Origin of the sequence: Acinetobacter sp. F-1 (assembly GCF_022869025.1) — a bacterium.
Classification (GTDB): Bacteria; Pseudomonadota; Gammaproteobacteria; order Pseudomonadales; family Moraxellaceae; genus Acinetobacter; species Acinetobacter pseudolwoffii.
This window is the reverse complement of sequence record NZ_JAJKFX010000010.1, coordinates 1-17091: the sequence shown is the minus strand read 5'-3', so window position 1 is coordinate 17091 and position 17091 is coordinate 1. Positions and strand designations below refer to the sequence as shown.

The window sequence follows — 17091 nt, the reverse complement described above, 5'->3', positions numbered from 1 at the left end:
AAGCCTCTCCATGGAGAGGCCTGATTTGACTCGATTGTTTGACTCAATGAACTGAAAGGCTTAACGTTCCCGCAACGCTTCTTTGGCCTTGTTGAATGGCTTGATCAGATAATCCATGACAGTTTTTGAACCGGTGCGAATGTCTACCGTGGCCACCATACCTGGGGTGATATTAAACTCCTGACCTGCATTATTATTCAGTTTGTCACTGTCCGTGCGGATATAGACCCGGTAATAGAACTGATCCTGCTTGACTTCATCACGGATGGTGTCTGGTGAAATCATCGTAACTTTACCATTCAACCCACCATAGATTGAATAATCATAGGCTGTAATTTTAACCAGTGCTTCCTGATCTGGACGAATAAAGGCAATATCACGTGGTGAAATCCGCGCTTCAACCAGTAGTTTTTCGTCGAGTGGCACGATGGTCATCAACTTGCCATTTTGTGGAATCACGCCGCCCAAGGTCATCACATCAATTTCTTTTACGATACCGCGTACCGGTGATTTAAAAATAGTCCGGCTCAACGTATCTGACTTTCCGCGTACCACCTGCTGCTGAGTTTCCACATCGGTATTGGCTTTGGACAGCTCTTCCCGCGCACTCACATAATATTGATTACGAATATCATTCATTTGATTACGCAGGTCGTTGGCTTCACGTTTTAAGCGCAGCACTTCAACCTCACTGGCTGCCCCTTTAGCCACCAGTGGTGCTGTCATTTCCAGCTCTTGCTGTACCAGTACCAAGGCCTGTTCTAGACCGGCCACGGATTCCTCCAGATTGGCACGACGTGACTGATACAGTGCCGTTTCTTCTTTCACCAGTTTTGGGTATTTCAAGACTTCTTCGGGAAATACCAATGGCGTACCGCTCACTTCCGCGCGTAAGCGAGCTGAGGTCGCACGTGATGAAATCAGTAAGGATTCAGATTCACCGACATTGGATTCAAAACGGGTCGGGTCGAGCTGAGCCAACACTTGGCCGCGCTCTACAATTTCACCTTCTCTAACATTGAGTGTGGTCAAAATACCGCCTTCTAAAGACTGAACCACCTGCTCTTTAGAAGATGGAATCACTTTACCCGTACCGGTAGAGACTTCTTCCAGGCTAAATAACCAGGCCCAGATCAGCAATACCAATAAACCAATGCCGACAATCCAGATAATAACACTCGATTTCGGTAAAGGTGGTTCCTGAAAGCTGACTTTGCTTGAACGTTTTAGTTCTTTGAGTTCACTCATGCACTTGCTCCAACAACCCGCTTATTACCACCCTGTGACTGATTCAGGATCTGATCTCGTGGACCATCCATGACAATTTTCCCATCATTCACCACAATAATACGATCCACCAGCTCCAGTACCGCACGGCGATGCGTCGCAACCACCATGGTACGATGGCTCAAATAACTTTTAAGATGATCAATCAACTGCTTTTCTGACACATCATCAATCGCAGCAGTAGGTTCATCTAGCAGTAGAATTTTCGGTTGACGGATCAATAACCGTGTTAACAACAGCGCCTGACGCTGACCGCCAGAAAAACCAACACCACCTTCCAGAATGATATGATCCAGACCTTCTTTTTTCTCCTGCACAAAAGCGAATGCACCCGTGATTTGCAGCGCTTCCAGAATTTGCTGATCGGTGGCCAAGGGCGCACCCAAGCTGAGATTTTCACGAATCGAACCATAAAATAGCTGCGAATTCTGGTTCAGCAAGCCCATATCACGACGTACATCTGAAGGATCGATCAGGGTCAGGTCAATACCATCCAGCTTGACCTTGCCCTGTAACGGCGTCTGCATACCAGACAAGAGCTGCAACAAGGTTGATTTCCCGGCACCGTTACGGCCCAGAATCGCAATCTTTTCACCCGGTTTGATTTCAAGCTTTGGAATCATCAGGCTTGGTTTTGGATCATCTTCGCCGTACTTGAATACCACACCACTGAGTTCATAATGACCATCCAGAGCTGGGCGATGAATCAGATGAGAATAATCCGGCTGATCGACCGATTTTTTCATCAACTCATCCAGACCGGCTTTGGCCACTTTGGCCTGTTGCAGACGACCCAACACGCCAGTAATTTGTGAAATGGGTGCCAGCATTCGTGAAGACAGAATCGAACAGGCCACCAATGCACCTGTGGTCATCTCGCCGTCCATCACCGCAAAAGCACCGACCAATACCACAATGGCAAAGGTCAAGCCTTGGATTTTTTGGGTCCAGGCCGTCATCAAACCCACAATCTTACGTTGCTGCATGCTGACATCGGCTGAAACTTCATTCATATGGTTCCACTGATTCTGGAAGCGTGTTTCAGCTCTGAGCAGCTTGATATCTTCAATCCCTTGCACGGCTTCTACCAGCAAGGCATTACGGATGGCAGATTCACGCATGCCCAGCTGAGCCAGTTCTGCCAGTTTTTTCTGCGCCAGAATGCCAGGCAGAATCATCAGTGGCACCACCAGCAGCATCACCCAGAACAGGTTGCCGCCAATCACCCAGAAAATCCCTAAGAACAGGAAGAAAAATGGCAGGTCGGCAATCGCAGTCACTGTGGTTGAAGTGACCAGTTCGCGTACCCCTTCCAGTTCCCGAATCTGCGAGATAAAGGTACCGGTCGATTTGGAACGTTCACTATTTTTGATGCGTAAGGAATGGCCAAATACCCGATCAGAGATTTTCAGATCAGCACGTTTACCAATAATGTCTGACAGATAGATTCGGGAGACGCGTAAAACAAACTCGAAAATTGCCGCAATCAGCACACCGCCAGCCAAAACCCATAAGGTAGGAATCGATTGTGATGGAATCACGCGGTCATACACGTTCATCGAGAAAACAATCGTGGCCAGTGCCAGAATATTCGCGATTAAAGAGGCGAACATGACATCGATATAACGTTTCCAGTCATTCAAGACAATTGACCAGAACCAGTTTTTCTCAAACGGCTTGATATATTCATCCACCCGCGCATCCGGCACAGAAGATTCGGGACGCAGAACATACAGATGCTTTACGCCCGTCTCTAACTGTTCAACCGTGAAACTTTGAGACAAGCCTTCATCGCCACTGAGCTGTATACTGACGTTACCTTGGGTGTCGATGCGTTCAATCACACCCACATCCCCACTCTCAAACTCCACCAGCAAAGGCAAACGCCACGGATTCAGCAAGCTGCTGTCAAATTTATTTTTACGGACATTTAAACCAATCTGCCGGCTGACAATTTTGAGCATCTCGTCGATGTCATGATGCTGGTTCCAGTCCAGTTGCAGACGAATCCGCTCCTCAGAAGGTTCAATCCGGTAATGTCTGGCAATATTCAAAACAGCTTTAAGCCACGGTTGATAATTTATTGTAGTACTCATGGCTGAACTTCAAACCCCTGAATAGAAATACGGTTAAGCGCGTAAATATCCCGTGTACGGCCGGTGACCTGAATATATTGCACAATCGCCGAATAGATGTCATAGCGTGCAGATTCAATTTCCTGTGCTGCACTATGAATCGCCTGTTCTGCGTTGAGCAAATCCACCACGGTTCGGGTACCCAATTTATATTGTTCTTGATACAGCTCTTTGGTTCGTACCGTGGTTGCACGACGTTGGGATAAAACTCCCATTTGTTTTTGCTTATTCTCAATCTGCTCACGAATCAAGCGAACCTGATCCAGTACATCCAGATAAACCGTATTGACCTGTGCACGTGCAGCTTCTTCGGCATAACTGGCAGAACGTGCCTGAGAGCGTGCTGCGCCACCCTGATAAAAATTACTGCTGGCTTCAATCATGATTGAATTATAAAAGCCGTCATCTTCATTATTATTCGGATTTCGCCCATTAACAGCCTGACTTAAACTGCCTTTCAGATGAATGCTTGGATAACGACTTAATCGTGCCTGATCTTTTTGAAAGCGTGCAACCTCTACACCCGATTGTGCCAGAATCATATTGGGAATCTGGGTAAATTCCGGATCCTGATACAGATCGGCCTGCGCCACAATACGTTCTGGAATCTCCCATTCCACCGCAGACACATCAAACCCCAGCAAAGTGCGTAAACGTTGCTGATATTGTCTGAGCTGGGTCTGCTGCACCAGCAGGTTCGATTGTGCCGCTTCCAGATTGGACTGAGCCTGAATTGGATCGGCCTGACTGCTGATACCGGCACGGGCACGCAAATTGGCAATTTCTGCAATCCGTCCAATACCCTGAATCTGTTGCTGGGCAATTTTGGTAATTTCCTGATAACGCTTGATATTGACAATCGCATCTGCCACTTCAAAAGCCACCTGATCCAGATTGACCAGCACCCTTGCCTGCTCTTCTGCCAATCTGGCTTCCTCGATACTGACATTGGTTTTGATCTTGCCAAAGTCATACAGCATCTGTGTTGCATTTAAGGAAACCACTTGACGTCCACGCTCACCCGAGGTCAGATCACCGGTCCCCAATCCGCCCGATAACTGCGGATAATAGGCTGCTTTTGCCACATCAATATTGGCCGCCTGTGCAGACAGGGTAGAAATACTCTGGCTAATTTCAGGACGTCGCTGAACTGCGGTATGGATCGCTTCCACCACATTCATCTTTTGTGGAATAGGAGCCACGATAGAGCCGGTAGCAGACTGTCCCTGTTGTGGCTGGGTAATCTGTGGCAGTTCAGCTACCTGAGAAGTGTCTAATGAGTAGCGACTGAGTGACGTAATATTAACTGAATGCGCTGACCCTGTTGGCTCTGGTGCAATCAGTTTACTTAAACCGTTTTTAATATTTGCAAAATGGTTTTGCGAAGTTTCTGCATGTGCCAAGGAAATAGATAAAGGCAAAAGAAGACTCATGAAGATCCCCCTTTTTTTATCGGTTTTCCCCTGAACATTTTTTATGTGCTGTACCCTAAATCGCATAATAATTAATGTTTCGTGTTTTAGCCTAACAATATATCGAATCGTTGTAAAAGATACTTTTTTAACGTTGATTTGATGAAAAAAAACCCTCATCCGACAATTGGTGTCGTGATGTGGGTATCTTACAGACATAAAAGCTGTTTATACGGTAAAATCATCACCTAAATAAACTTTTCTTACTGTTTCATTGGCCAGAATTTCTGCTGGCGTACCTTCAGCAAGCAATGCTCCCTCACTCACAATATAAGCATGTTCACAAATCGCCAACGTTTCACGCACATTATGATCGGTAATCAATACCCCAATCCCACGATCTTTCAAAGTGGTGATGATATCTTTAATATCACCAACCGAGATCGGGTCGACACCAGCAAAAGGCTCATCGAGTAGCATAAATTTTGGATCTGCCGCCAATGCACGTGCAATCTCGGCACGGCGTCGCTCACCACCGGAAACACTCATTCCTAAAGAATCTTTGATATGAGTGATTTTAAAGTCGGCCAAAAGTTCCGCCAGACGTTGCTGACGCTGAGCCTTGGTCAAATCCTTGCGGATTTCCAGAATCGCCATAATATTTTGTGAAATTGTCAGCTTGCGGAAAATCGATGCTTCTTGCGGCAAATAGCCAATTCCCTTGCGTGCCCGTTCATGCATGGCCAGATCAGAAAGATCCAGATCATCCAGATAGATTTCACCTTTATCCATACGTACCAGACCGACGACCATATAGAAGCTGGTGGTTTTACCTGCACCATTAGGTCCGAGCAATCCGACAATCTGGCCACTTTCCATACTGAAAGACACATCTTTCACCACCCAGCGCTTATTATAATTTTTCGCCAGATGTTTGATGGTCAAGGTTTGAACTTGCTGCGATTGTTCCATTAATCACGTGCTCCTGGAAAGGATTGTGAAGCTGATGGTGGAATCACAATTTTTACGCGACCTTCAGCTGAACCTGTTTTATTCGGTGTACCAATCGCTTCAACATCACCTTTATTCATACTATATTTTAAAGTCGCACCACGAATACTGGCCCCATCCTGCTGCAATAAGGCATTACCAGACAGGGTAATAATTCCGGTTTCAGCATTGTAGACAATTTTCTGAGCCTGACCTTTGGTTAGACCTTTGGAGGCATCTACTTTTTGCTGGAACTGTGTCGGGCTACCGGTAGCCGTGATCAGGCTAATTTGGCGCTTATTGTTCAGATTGGCCACAATTGAATTGGCTTGCAGCTTCATGGTGCCCTGTTCAATGATGACATTGCCAGAGTAGGTCGTCACCCCAGTACGCTCATTAAAAGTCGCGCGATCCGCCAGCAAGGTGATCGGCTGGTTACGGTCAGATGGCAAGGCAAAGGCCGCGATTGAAGCAAGTCCAATCACAGTCGCCAGCGCAGTACGCTTCAGGAAAGTGTGCATCATTTTGACTTTAGGAATTTGGTTCATACTTTCCTCGAATATTAAAGAATTCGTATTGACCATCATTAAGATTGGCTTTAAGACCCTGGCTGATAAATTCAGCCTGTGGAGACTCCACGATCACCGTTTTATCAGTTTCAATTTCACGTGTTTTTGGAAAAGCCGTCAGCTCCTCAGTACGGAACTCTAACTGTCCATTTTGCATGATTTTGGTGGCAAGCACTTCTTGAGAGAGTACAACTTTTGTATTGTCATCATAGCCATGCGCCATTTTGGCAGAGAAAGTCGCATCGACTTGAGCATTGTCATAGGTCGAAGCTTGCAGGTTTTCCAGCTTGGAGGTCTGTTGCTGTAGGTTCTGCTCAAGTCGATCCACCTGGGCGCGAACCGATAACATGCCTGATTCATCTGTCTGGGTTAAGTTAATCTCTTGAGCGGAATAGGTCATGCTGCGCGCGGAGTCCGTCTGCAGCTTATTGCCCTTGCCACTGTAATAATAATAACCACCACTTATTGCGGCAATCATCACAGCCGTAATATATAAAACTTTAGTATCCATAAGCGGTGTACTTAATCCAAAAGATATGACTTATTAATAAGGCGCACGAGTATATTTTTCAAGTAACTCTTGGTATACGCCTTTGGACATCAGCAGCATATCGCAGATTTCACGTACTGCACCACGGCCACCCAGCGCCTGAGTCACCAGATCTGCACGGCGACGAACTTCGATATGACCATTCGGCACGGTCACTTTCATGCCAGCAATGGCAAAAGCAGACAGATCAGGCCAGTCATCACCCATATATAAGCAATCTTCAGGGTCGATATTGAGCTGTGCACATGCTTCACGTAGTGCTGTGCCTTTATCTTCACGGCCCTGATAGACCAGATCCACACCCAGATCCGACATTCGTTTTTCGACAATATTACTTTTACGGCCAGTGATAATAATGACCTTGATTCCAGCCTGCTGAACCAGTTTCATGCCCAGACCATCGCGGATATCGAATGATTTGATTTCATCACCAGTATTGGTCAGCGTTACAAAGCCGTCACTTAAAATACCATCTACATCAAGCACTAATGCTGCAATATGACGTGCCTGCTCTAATAATACATAAGATGCCATTTATTAATTTACCCCAGCCTGAATCAGGTCATGCATACTAATCACACCAATCACTTTATTGGCCTCATCAACCACTACGAACTGGTTGATTTTACGTTCATTCATACGTTCCAGCGCCACGACTGCACGTGCTTCCTGAGAAATCGTAAGCGGATTCTTGGTCATCACGTCCTGAATTGCCAGATTGACATCAAAACCTTGCTGTTTATCAATTAAACGACGCAAGTCACCATCGGTAAAAATTCCCAGCAAGACATCATTTGCATCTACGACCGTGGTCAATCCCAGACGTTTGTTGGAAATTTCATACAATACTTTGTTCATGGCGGTATCTGGTGAAACTTTAGGTAAATCATCACCCGTACGCATCAGATGTTTTACATGTAATAACAAGCGTTTACCCAAAGCTCCGGCGGGATGCGAGCGGGCGAAATCATCTGAAGTAAAACCACGCGCATCCAGTAACGCCACCGCCAAAGCATCGCCTAAGGCCAAGGTGGCAGTCGTTGATGAGGTGGGTGCCAACCCGAGCGGACAGGCTTCCTGAATATTGCCCAGAGTCAAAGCCACATCGGCATTTTGTGGCATTGGGCCACGCTCATCGCCGCTAATGGTAATTAAAGGAATTTCAAGATGTTTGATGAGTGGCATCAGCATCATGATCTCATCACTCTTGCCTGAGTTTGAAATCGCAATCAGCACATCACCCGCGACCAGCATGCCCAAGTCGCCATGACCGGCTTCACCCGGATGCATAAAGAATGAGGGTGTTCCGGTCGAAGCAAAGGTCGCCGCCATTTTACGGCCAATATGACCTGATTTGCCCATTCCGGTAATTACCAGACGGCCAGTACACTGTAGAATAACTTCACAGGCCCGGCTAAAACGGCCATCAATCTGTGTGGCTAAAATCTGTAATGCATTTTCTTCGATGCGCAGTGTTTCAAGTGCGACTTTCTGAAAATCGAGTTGATTCGCTGTTTTTTGTGAATTCAAAGCCTGCTTACCTACGTTAAGGACAGAGAAAAACTCTCATTTGATGGGCACAATTTTCGCAATTTTAACATAGCTATGCAATTGCAAGCTTTCTAAATGTATAGGTTTTTATAAAACTCAAACACAAAGCTTTGAATTATATGCAGCCGGTATTGAAATCGTAAGGATATCAGGTAAGTCGATGTTTATTTTTTAGAGACAATAAAAAAACCCTTATCTTTCGATAAGGGTTTTTCGTATTCTGGAGCGGGAAAGGAGACTCGAACTCCCGACCCCAACCTTGGCAAGGTTATGCTCTACCAACTGAGCTATTCCCGCAATGAAGTGAATTATAGAGAATTCCACAGCAGTGTCAACTCTCTATAATATCAACTGCCTAATTAATCAGCACGACGCCAGACTGTACCTTGACGAGTATCTTCCAGAACTACACCTTGATCCAGCAAGGATTGGCGAATTTCATCGGCACGTGCAAATTCTTTAGCTTTTTTAGCATCTTGACGCTGTTGAATCAAACCTTCAATTTGTTCAGATGTTAAGTCCAAGGCTTCCTGACCAATATCTGACTTTAGGAACTCGTCGACATTGTATTGAACCAAACCAAGAATATTGGTCAAATGACGTAAAGTTGCATAATAAACCGCTGCTTGCTCAGCCTGTTCTTCTTTAACAGTACTGTTCAATGCTTTATTGATTTCAAACAGAACCGCAATGGCTTCAGAGGTATTGAAGTCATCGCGCATAGCTGCATTAAAACGCTCGACCAAGGTTTCATCCAGAGTATCTACCAGTTTTTCACCATACACTGCCTGATAAGTTTTAAACGAATGATAGAAACGGGAAAGCGTATTTTTCGCTTCTTTTAAAGCAGTATCAGAGAAGTTTACAGGGCTACGATAATGCGAAGACACAATAAAGTAACGAATCACTTCAGGATGAAACTTATCCATCACATCACGGATGGTAAAAAAGTTGCCGAGTGACTTCGACATTTTCTCGCCATCGACATTGATAAAGCCCACATGCATCCAGTAATTAACATACTGCTCGCCTGTCGATGCTTCAGATTGTGCGATTTCATTTTCATGATGCGGGAAGGTCAAGTCCGAACCACCGCCATGAATATCGAAATGATTGCCTAGGCAGCAGGTAGACATCGCTGAACATTCGATATGCCAGCCTGGACGGCCATTGCCCCAAGGAGATGCCCAAGAAGGTTCATTTTTTTTGGCGTGTTTCCACAGCACGAAGTCAAAAGGATGTTTCTTTTCTACTTCAACATCGACACGCTCAGAAGCACCCGCCTGCATCTCATCGAGCTTACGACCAGAAAGGCGGCCATATTTGGCAAACTTTTCCACTTGGAAATATACATCTCCATTGTCGGCAGGATATGCTATGCCATTGTCAACCAGAGTACCAATCATGTTTTGCATTTGATCAATATAGTCTGTAGCACGCGGTGCTTCATCTGGTGCCAGACAGCCCAAGCTTTCTGCATCTTCATTCATTGCAGCGATAAAGCGGTCAGTCAATTCAGTGATGCTTTCGCCATTTTCATTGGCACGTTTAATGATCTTGTCATCAATATCAGTAATGTTACGAACGTATTTAACGCTCCAGCCTTGACTACGCAGAAAGCGAATAATATAGTCAAATGCAACCATGACACGCGCATGCCCAATATGACAGTAGTCGTAAACAGTCATGCCACAGACATACATATCAATATGACCTTTTTTACGCGGTACGAATTCTACTTTCTTGCGTTGCTCTGAGTTATATAGAACAAATGGTTGCATAGCTATTCAAAAAACTTCAAATATAAGATGGCTCATCTTAACCTAAGCATTATTATTCATAAAGTTTTCAGAAGTGTTTTATTCTATATTTTGACCTAGAAATAAAAAGACCAGCATTTGCTGGTCTTTTTAAATTATCTTTTTATTTCAACTAGACATTGAACAAGTAAATCTTTTGCTTTTGAATCAAACATGTTGATTAAACTCGTACTTTTTATACGAGCAAAATTAATTAGATCTTTTTGATAAAAATCAATAGTATATCCTTTATACTTTCGAGTCTTCAAATATTGATAGTCCTGATACTCCTTAGGAACTATCCCTTCAGATTTAAGCTCCGCCTGTTTTTGATTTGCAGAAATTAAGCGAATAATACTTTTCTCACCTACAATATAAGATAGGTTGTGTGCCTTTGCTTCACTACAATCTAGGGCGTAGCGACCGTTTAAATCAGAACTCGCATAAGCATTTAAACTTATAACGATTCCACCCACCCCCATCAATACTGCTTTTTTCATAAAAATAAATCTCAAAAATAACTGATAAAACCATACAGAAAGCAGCCGAAGCTGCTTTCTCGTGATAGGGATTAGTAAATGATTTGGTTATTGTTGAACAAATCTTCCAATGTTGTTTGAACATTGGTTAGTGTTAACAACTCTTGCTTTTGGAATGGTGAAACATCTTGTAGTGTTTCATTGCCATCTGCATCCAAGACTGGTTGTAAGTCGACTGTACCATCACGATCAATACTGATCACGGTATTACCATCTTTGACTTCTACAGATAGATACTGCGCCAAATCATTGAGGCTTTGGATCGGATCGCCAATCAACAATGCTGAAATATCAATCTGATCTGCATTTACATCCGTGTTAACCTGACCAACAGTGAAATCACTCCATACATCATGACCATTACCACCAACAGCATCGTGTTGATTTAATAAATCAAAAATAACGGTGTCACTGCCTTGACCCATGTTATAGACATCATTTGCTGCATCACTGCTCACAAACTCAATCTGATCTGAACCATTCACAATTTTTGCAACATTGATTTCGATGGTCGATTTATCAGTCTCACCTGTTGGTGACATCAATTCATAGGTCATGATTTCTCGACCACCGCCATTACCATTTGGCGTATAGGTGTAGTTACCTTGCTTATCAACCACAAAACGACCGTACATACCATCCACTTCAATGGTTTGCACACCAACATTCGGATCAAGATACAGCACTTTATTACCTACACGCAGAATGGTTTGCGCCATTAACCCTTCACTGAAAAGATCATTGTCAAGTAAATTACCTTTTACGATGTTGTCTGCACTTGCATAATCGTATTCAGAATCTGTCATCCAACGGTCTTGATAATTTTGCACACCGTTTAATGAATACTGATAATCAGTAGTGACGAAAGCAATCGGCTGAATATTCATTTCTAAGAAATAGTAACCCGCTGCAAGATCTTTCAGCTCAAATTCAAAATGAGCTAGTTTTTGCTTTTGACTTGCAGTAACACTACCAGAGGAAATGACTTTTTCAACCTTCTCACCTTTTTCATCATAAGTTAAATGTACAAGGCGGTAAGATGCTTCGACTGATGCAGTATTTGCTTTTGCATCAAAGCTGAATACTAAAGCGTTTTCTGAATGTTCTGAGTGTGGTGCAATGGTAAATTCCTCATAAATAGTGAGATCTTTACCAGCGACACCCAGTACTTTTGCATCATCTTCAAATGTCACCAGCTTCTGAACAAATTTATCTTCACGAAGAATCATACCTGCTTGTGTAAACGACACATCACCATTGATATCCGTGGTATCTGCTTGTGCATCAACACTACCAATTTTGATATTAATGACAGAAACAGAAGTCAAACCTGTCACTTTGTCCTTCATCACATAAGTAAACGTATCAATTGCACCATACTTTGGCTGTTTCAGTGAGTTGTCCGCAGCATATGTATATGTGCCATTTGCATGCACAGTCAGCGTACCGAACTCTCCAACAACTGTGTTGTCTTCAGGTAGATCAGCACCATTCACTTTAATCACTTCAAGCTGATCAACTGCTGGATCAAATAACATACCTTCCGCAGTTGCTTCATAAGACTTCGGTTCGATGTAGTCACGACCATAAGCAGTATCGAGTTTCAGTGTTGCACCACCCATCACTTTCAGACCACGATCTGTTAAGAATGCTTTGTATTCACCTTCAGTTAATGCCAAGGTCAATGGATCATTGTGGATACCGCCCAGTGGAATACCAAGCACTGACAATGGCACCAATAAGAACTGATCTTGCTGATGGTAAAGTTCCCATTGTTTGGTTTTTTCATTTAACTTATAAATCACAAAGTCTGAAATGGCCGCAATACCCACAGCAGATGTGCCTGTTGCTGAGAATGTTGTCTCTACAACTTTACCGGCTTGTACATCAAGGCTAATCGCATTTTCAGCTTTAATCAGATTAAGATCGAGTACAGCACCAAGACCAACACCCGCTACACCAAATGAAGTCGCAGCTACTTTGTCTACAGTGACAAAATCTTGTGGCTTTTTCAAATCCAGTTTCACATTTTCAGTCACGATATTCATGTGTGCGATCACGGTCTCAATATCTGATCCGACATCATAAAGATTAAGCTGAATATCTAGCTGTGCTGTGCTGGTTTGATCAAGGATGGCATCATAAATCGTGTATTCAAAACGATCGATGTCACCATAGTTAAAGTTTTTCGTGCTATTCGCTGTATACGTATAAGAACCATCAGCAAAGAGCGTCAAGTTGCCATACTTACCTTGAATTTGTGTGCCAAGTACATTTTGATCGTCATGAACCTCCACCAATGATGCACCGCTCAACGTCAAACTTTTCGCTGAGATGACAAAGGTCGCTTCCATGTTTGGACCATTGTCAAATTGGCTCTCCTGATTGATGTCTGCAATCACATTACCCTGTGCCTGACCTTCAATGGTTAAAGGCTTAGAATAATTCAACAATAAATCACGGGTGGTTTCTAAGGTATAACCAAACAATGCATTGATACCACGAGAAGGTTGCAACAGAACAATATATTGCCCTGCATCAAACTCTTTCGTCAGCTCTTCAGAGACACCTCCGAGCAATGCTGCACCAAACCAAGCCTCTTCTTGATCAACCAATTTGTATTGCTTCGCAAGTGCATCATATTTGTAGATATAAAGATCAAAGTCAGTCAGGATTTGCACCCCACCTGTTTCTGCTTTAAATGTAATATGACGTTCAGTTTCAGCAGCCACATTAATTTCAAAACGGTTTTGAGGATCAATTAAACCTAAATCAAGAACACTGCCTAAACCGACATAAGCCACGTTAAATGCGCTCTTACTTGCTAAGGTTTGACTTTCAACATGCGGATCAACCACCAAGGTTAAGTTCATCGCATCATCTTGTGCAAAGAGTTGCGTGACTTCACCACCATTAATTTCAATGGTTAATGTATTTGCATGTGAAAGTGTGCCATTGGTTGCCGTATAGTTAAATACATCAGTTTTACCAATCGGAATGATATTTCCTTCCGCATCTTTTTGATGTACCGAAGGATTTAACTTGTACTCATAAGAACCATCTTGGGAAATAATCAAGACACCATGTTTGCCCACCAAGCTGATGCTTTGCTCAGTTTGATCCGCTGCAAAGGTCTGTACATCACCAAATGCGTTGGTCACATCAAGCAAGCTTAATTTAGTTAGATCTTGATCAAAATCATTGGCAAGAACGTTGCCCACACTTACGGAATTTTCATAGAAATACGATGTAAATTCAGCAGTTAACTGGGTTTGATTTAATAGACTTAGTGTATTACTCACCAATTGAGCCACCACTTTATCTACAATCAAATCAACCAAACCAACAACATCTTTAATCAGTGGTAGATTTAACAAAGTATTTAATAGCAATGATACTGGTGTTGTCAGAATATTAACGCCCGTCAATACCCCTTCCAAGATCTCAATTAAACCTTGAGTCGATGGACTATCTTCGCCAAGTGCTTCTGAAACCAAATCTAAAACAACCTTTTGATTGTCTTTACCTAGCAGCGCACCATCACCTAAAGCACCTAAACCAATGTCTTCAATGGCTTTGGTCAGTTCACTGTCTGACTTATAAGGCACAACGCGATATTGTCCTTCACTGAGCCCATTAAATGTCACCACATAATTGTCATTATCAACAGCACCCAATGCATGCTGCGTGCCTAATGATGCAATCACACCGCTACCATTTAATGGCGCAGACATCACCAATTCCCATTGTTTGGTGATTGGATCTTGTTTTTGAAGTTGAATACCATAAGCTTTTGCCACAGTCAGTAATGACAGGTTAGTAAACTCAGCTCGAATCTGACCAATTGCATTACTCTTCACATTGATCACTTCAGATGATGCTTCACCCTCAGCAAGTGCCATCATGCCCATCACGGGTTGATTTGAAATTAAACCTTGTGCACCAATATTTGTAGCACCCAAATTACCAATTTCAATCACCGTGTTTTCTTGAACGTATTGAATACTTGCCGCTGTTCCCACACTGCTGTCTAATTTTTGCAGATCAGGTATCGTGAGTGCTAAAGCAATATCAAAGTCGCTTTCAGCAGTTAAGCTTTGCGTGTTATCTGCACTGTCTTTGAGGACTAATGTTGATTCCACTTTAGCTTGACCATCACTTAAACCAAGTTTATTTACTGTCGTATTCAAAGACCATGAATATGCACCAGTTGCATCTTGTACTAAAGTGAAATCAAAACCATTTTGAGTATCTTGATAGACCCAAGTTTTAGCATTGCTTTCATTTGTTTGAACAGTTAAATCTGCCCACACAATCTGATGTGGTGTAACGTAGTTACCGACATTTAGATTGATCGTCAAATCTTGAATCGCAACATCTGTTGGTAAAGCAGAAATAATGCCTGTTACTGTTAAATAACCATCTTCAACTTCTGATACATCAACCTTAAAGTCAGCGCCTTCAACGCCTGTAATACGTTGCATTGGTTGTGGATTAAGCTCCGCAGACCATACTTCTGTATCGACTGTAAATGTCTTTTGATCAATGACATTCTTCTGGTTACCCGCAGCATCCTGCACCAGAGCATCCGCAACAAAAGTGGCTTGATCACCGTGTTTAAGGCCTAAACCTGCTGTTGATACATCCGCAGTCCATTGACCATTTTGGATCTGATCTTCAGCTACAGTCACAACACGCGTTACCCCATTATGGGTAATTGTCACATTGACATGACCCACTACATCACCAGAGATCACTCCTAAAACCTGACCACTGACGGTAATAAATTCATCTGCAAGTGCTGCTTGGTTGACAACAAATGTCATTTGATCATTGACTAAAGATGATTTTCCTTCAATCTGATTAATTTCATTTTTTGCAGCGTGTGAATCCAATTGCGTATCGATGGTAAATTTAATCTCAGGAGATTGTGTTGGGTTTTCACCATTACTATTGGTCACAGTATAACTAATAGTATACGGCCCATCAGCTAACGCTGTTTCAGGGGTATAACGCCATGTCCCATCTGCGCCAACAACAATCGGTTGAGTTGTAACAACTTCATTGCCATTAATAATCAGGGTAATCAATTCACCTTCAACGCGATTTTGACCTTGAATGGTTGGTTGGCTATCATTGGTGACTTCGTTGTCTTTGATCTGACCAACATATAATGGTACATCATCTACAATTTCAGGTTTTGATGTCGGTGATTGAGGAATAAAGGTTGCAACCTGAATCTCACTGTCTACACTATCAATATTTGACCACTCATCAACCGCAGAAACCTTAATTGGGTTGGTACCTTCGCGCACAGGAACAAAGACCTGTAAGGATTCAGCCTGCACTTCGGTCGCATTTAGTACATAACGATCACCATTTACCGAAATGATATCACCGACTTTTGCATCAGCACCTAAGCCAACTTTTATCGCAGTGTAGTATTTACCAGCCATTTCTTGTGCATTAAGCATCCCATCTGTATTTACATCAGATGTAAACTCAATTGACTCAACAATGTTACGAGGTTGACCAAGTACATCAAACTGTTGAGAAGCCGTATCTAATAAAATGCCATCGGCAGATTTAACTTGGATGTCAAAGATCTGATTCGAACCTGTAACAACAGGCAACGTATCGAATTGAATAAAGCCTTTTTGTAGATCGCTCGATTGCAACGTTTTTTCGATCCCATTGATCGAAATCACATCACCTTCTCGAAGATCTGCACCCAAATCAATTTGAACGCTAATCGTGTTACTTGCATCCAATTCATTATTTTCAAGTTTTTGGTTGTTATTCACATCATTCAAAACTTTGAATTGACCTAAATACTCACCTGATACCACTTCAACAAAACTTACTGCAAAATCAGTTTGTTTATCAGTATTTTGAGCATTTACCTGAATTGCATTAAAACCTGTTGATACTTCAACACCTAAAACATCGAAATAACCAAGGCTTACATCCGTAACCGTGTATTCCTTGCCATTTACAATGAGCTGATCACCTGCTTTCGCATCTGTACCCAATTGAATACGAAGATCTACTGTGTTTTGATCGCCAAGTTCACGCGAACTGATTTCACCATTCACATTGCTATCATTCAGTACCGTGATTTCTTTCACTAAATCAGCAGAACCTGAAAGACCATCTGTGCCTTTTAATGATGTCAACCAGTCTTCTTTGCTAAGCGGTGTTACACCTTCTGCCAAGCTATTGACATACACTTGGTAAGCCGAATCGCCTTGATCACCTT

The 17091-nt window shown here is 43.0% G+C and carries 11 protein-coding genes and 1 tRNA gene; all 12 read right to left on the bottom strand.

The features are described from left to right. Positions 1–60 precede the first annotated feature (60 nt). Positions 61–1248 carry an HlyD family efflux transporter periplasmic adaptor subunit gene (locus tag LOZ91_RS10180; RefSeq protein ID WP_244783131.1) on the bottom strand — a complete coding sequence of 396 codons (1188 nt, stop codon included), beginning with the start codon at positions 1246–1248 and terminating at the stop codon, positions 61–63. After that, complete coding sequence (locus LOZ91_RS10175) at positions 1245–3383, bottom strand: type I secretion system permease/ATPase (RefSeq protein ID WP_244783130.1); 2139 nt, start codon at positions 3381–3383, stop codon at positions 1245–1247. Before LOZ91_RS10175 ends, LOZ91_RS10180 begins: the two co-directional genes overlap by 4 nt. Then, positions 3380–4921 carry a TolC family protein gene (locus LOZ91_RS10170; RefSeq protein WP_244783129.1) on the bottom strand — a complete coding sequence of 514 codons (1542 nt, stop codon included), beginning with the start codon at positions 4919–4921 and terminating at the stop codon, positions 3380–3382. The genes LOZ91_RS10175 and LOZ91_RS10170 overlap by 4 nt, the downstream gene beginning before the upstream one ends. A 141-nt stretch (positions 4922–5062) precedes the next feature. After that, on the bottom strand, positions 5063–5806 hold the full coding sequence (gene lptB, locus LOZ91_RS10165) for an LPS export ABC transporter ATP-binding protein (protein WP_100534977.1): 744 nt from the start codon (positions 5804–5806) through the stop codon (positions 5063–5065). Continuing rightward, a complete protein-coding gene (gene lptA, locus LOZ91_RS10160) occupies positions 5806–6372 on the bottom strand; it encodes a lipopolysaccharide transport periplasmic protein LptA (protein ID WP_005171293.1) in 567 nt (188 codons plus the stop codon). Before lptA ends, lptB begins: the two co-directional genes overlap by 1 nt. Continuing rightward, on the bottom strand, positions 6356–6904 hold the full coding sequence (gene lptC / locus LOZ91_RS10155; protein ID WP_180039828.1) for an LPS export ABC transporter periplasmic protein LptC: 549 nt from the start codon (positions 6902–6904) through the stop codon (positions 6356–6358). Before lptC ends, lptA begins: the two co-directional genes overlap by 17 nt. Before the next feature lie 33 nt (positions 6905–6937). Beyond that, positions 6938–7477, bottom strand: coding sequence for an HAD-IIIA family hydrolase (locus LOZ91_RS10150; RefSeq protein ID WP_005171295.1), 540 nt, complete (start codon positions 7475–7477; stop codon positions 6938–6940). Positions 7478–7480: 3 nt separating this feature from the next. Beyond that, a complete protein-coding gene (locus LOZ91_RS10145; RefSeq protein ID WP_074382880.1) occupies positions 7481–8473 on the bottom strand; it encodes a KpsF/GutQ family sugar-phosphate isomerase in 993 nt (330 codons plus the stop codon). Between the two features lie 242 nt (positions 8474–8715). Further along, positions 8716–8791 (bottom strand) — tRNA-Gly (locus LOZ91_RS10140). A 62-nt stretch (positions 8792–8853) separates the two neighbouring features. Continuing rightward, on the bottom strand, positions 8854–10275 hold the full coding sequence (gene cysS, locus LOZ91_RS10135) for a cysteine--tRNA ligase (protein ID WP_159515876.1): 1422 nt from the start codon (positions 10273–10275) through the stop codon (positions 8854–8856). Positions 10276–10409: 134 nt separating this feature from the next. After that, entirely contained in the window at positions 10410–10793 is a 384-nt protein-coding gene (locus LOZ91_RS10130) for a hypothetical protein (RefSeq protein ID WP_159515877.1), read from the bottom strand. A gap of 71 nt (positions 10794–10864) precedes the next feature. After that, a complete protein-coding gene (locus tag LOZ91_RS10125; RefSeq protein ID WP_244783128.1) occupies positions 10865–17047 on the bottom strand; it encodes a BapA/Bap/LapF family large adhesin in 6183 nt (2060 codons plus the stop codon). Positions 17048–17091: the final 44 nt, after the last annotated feature.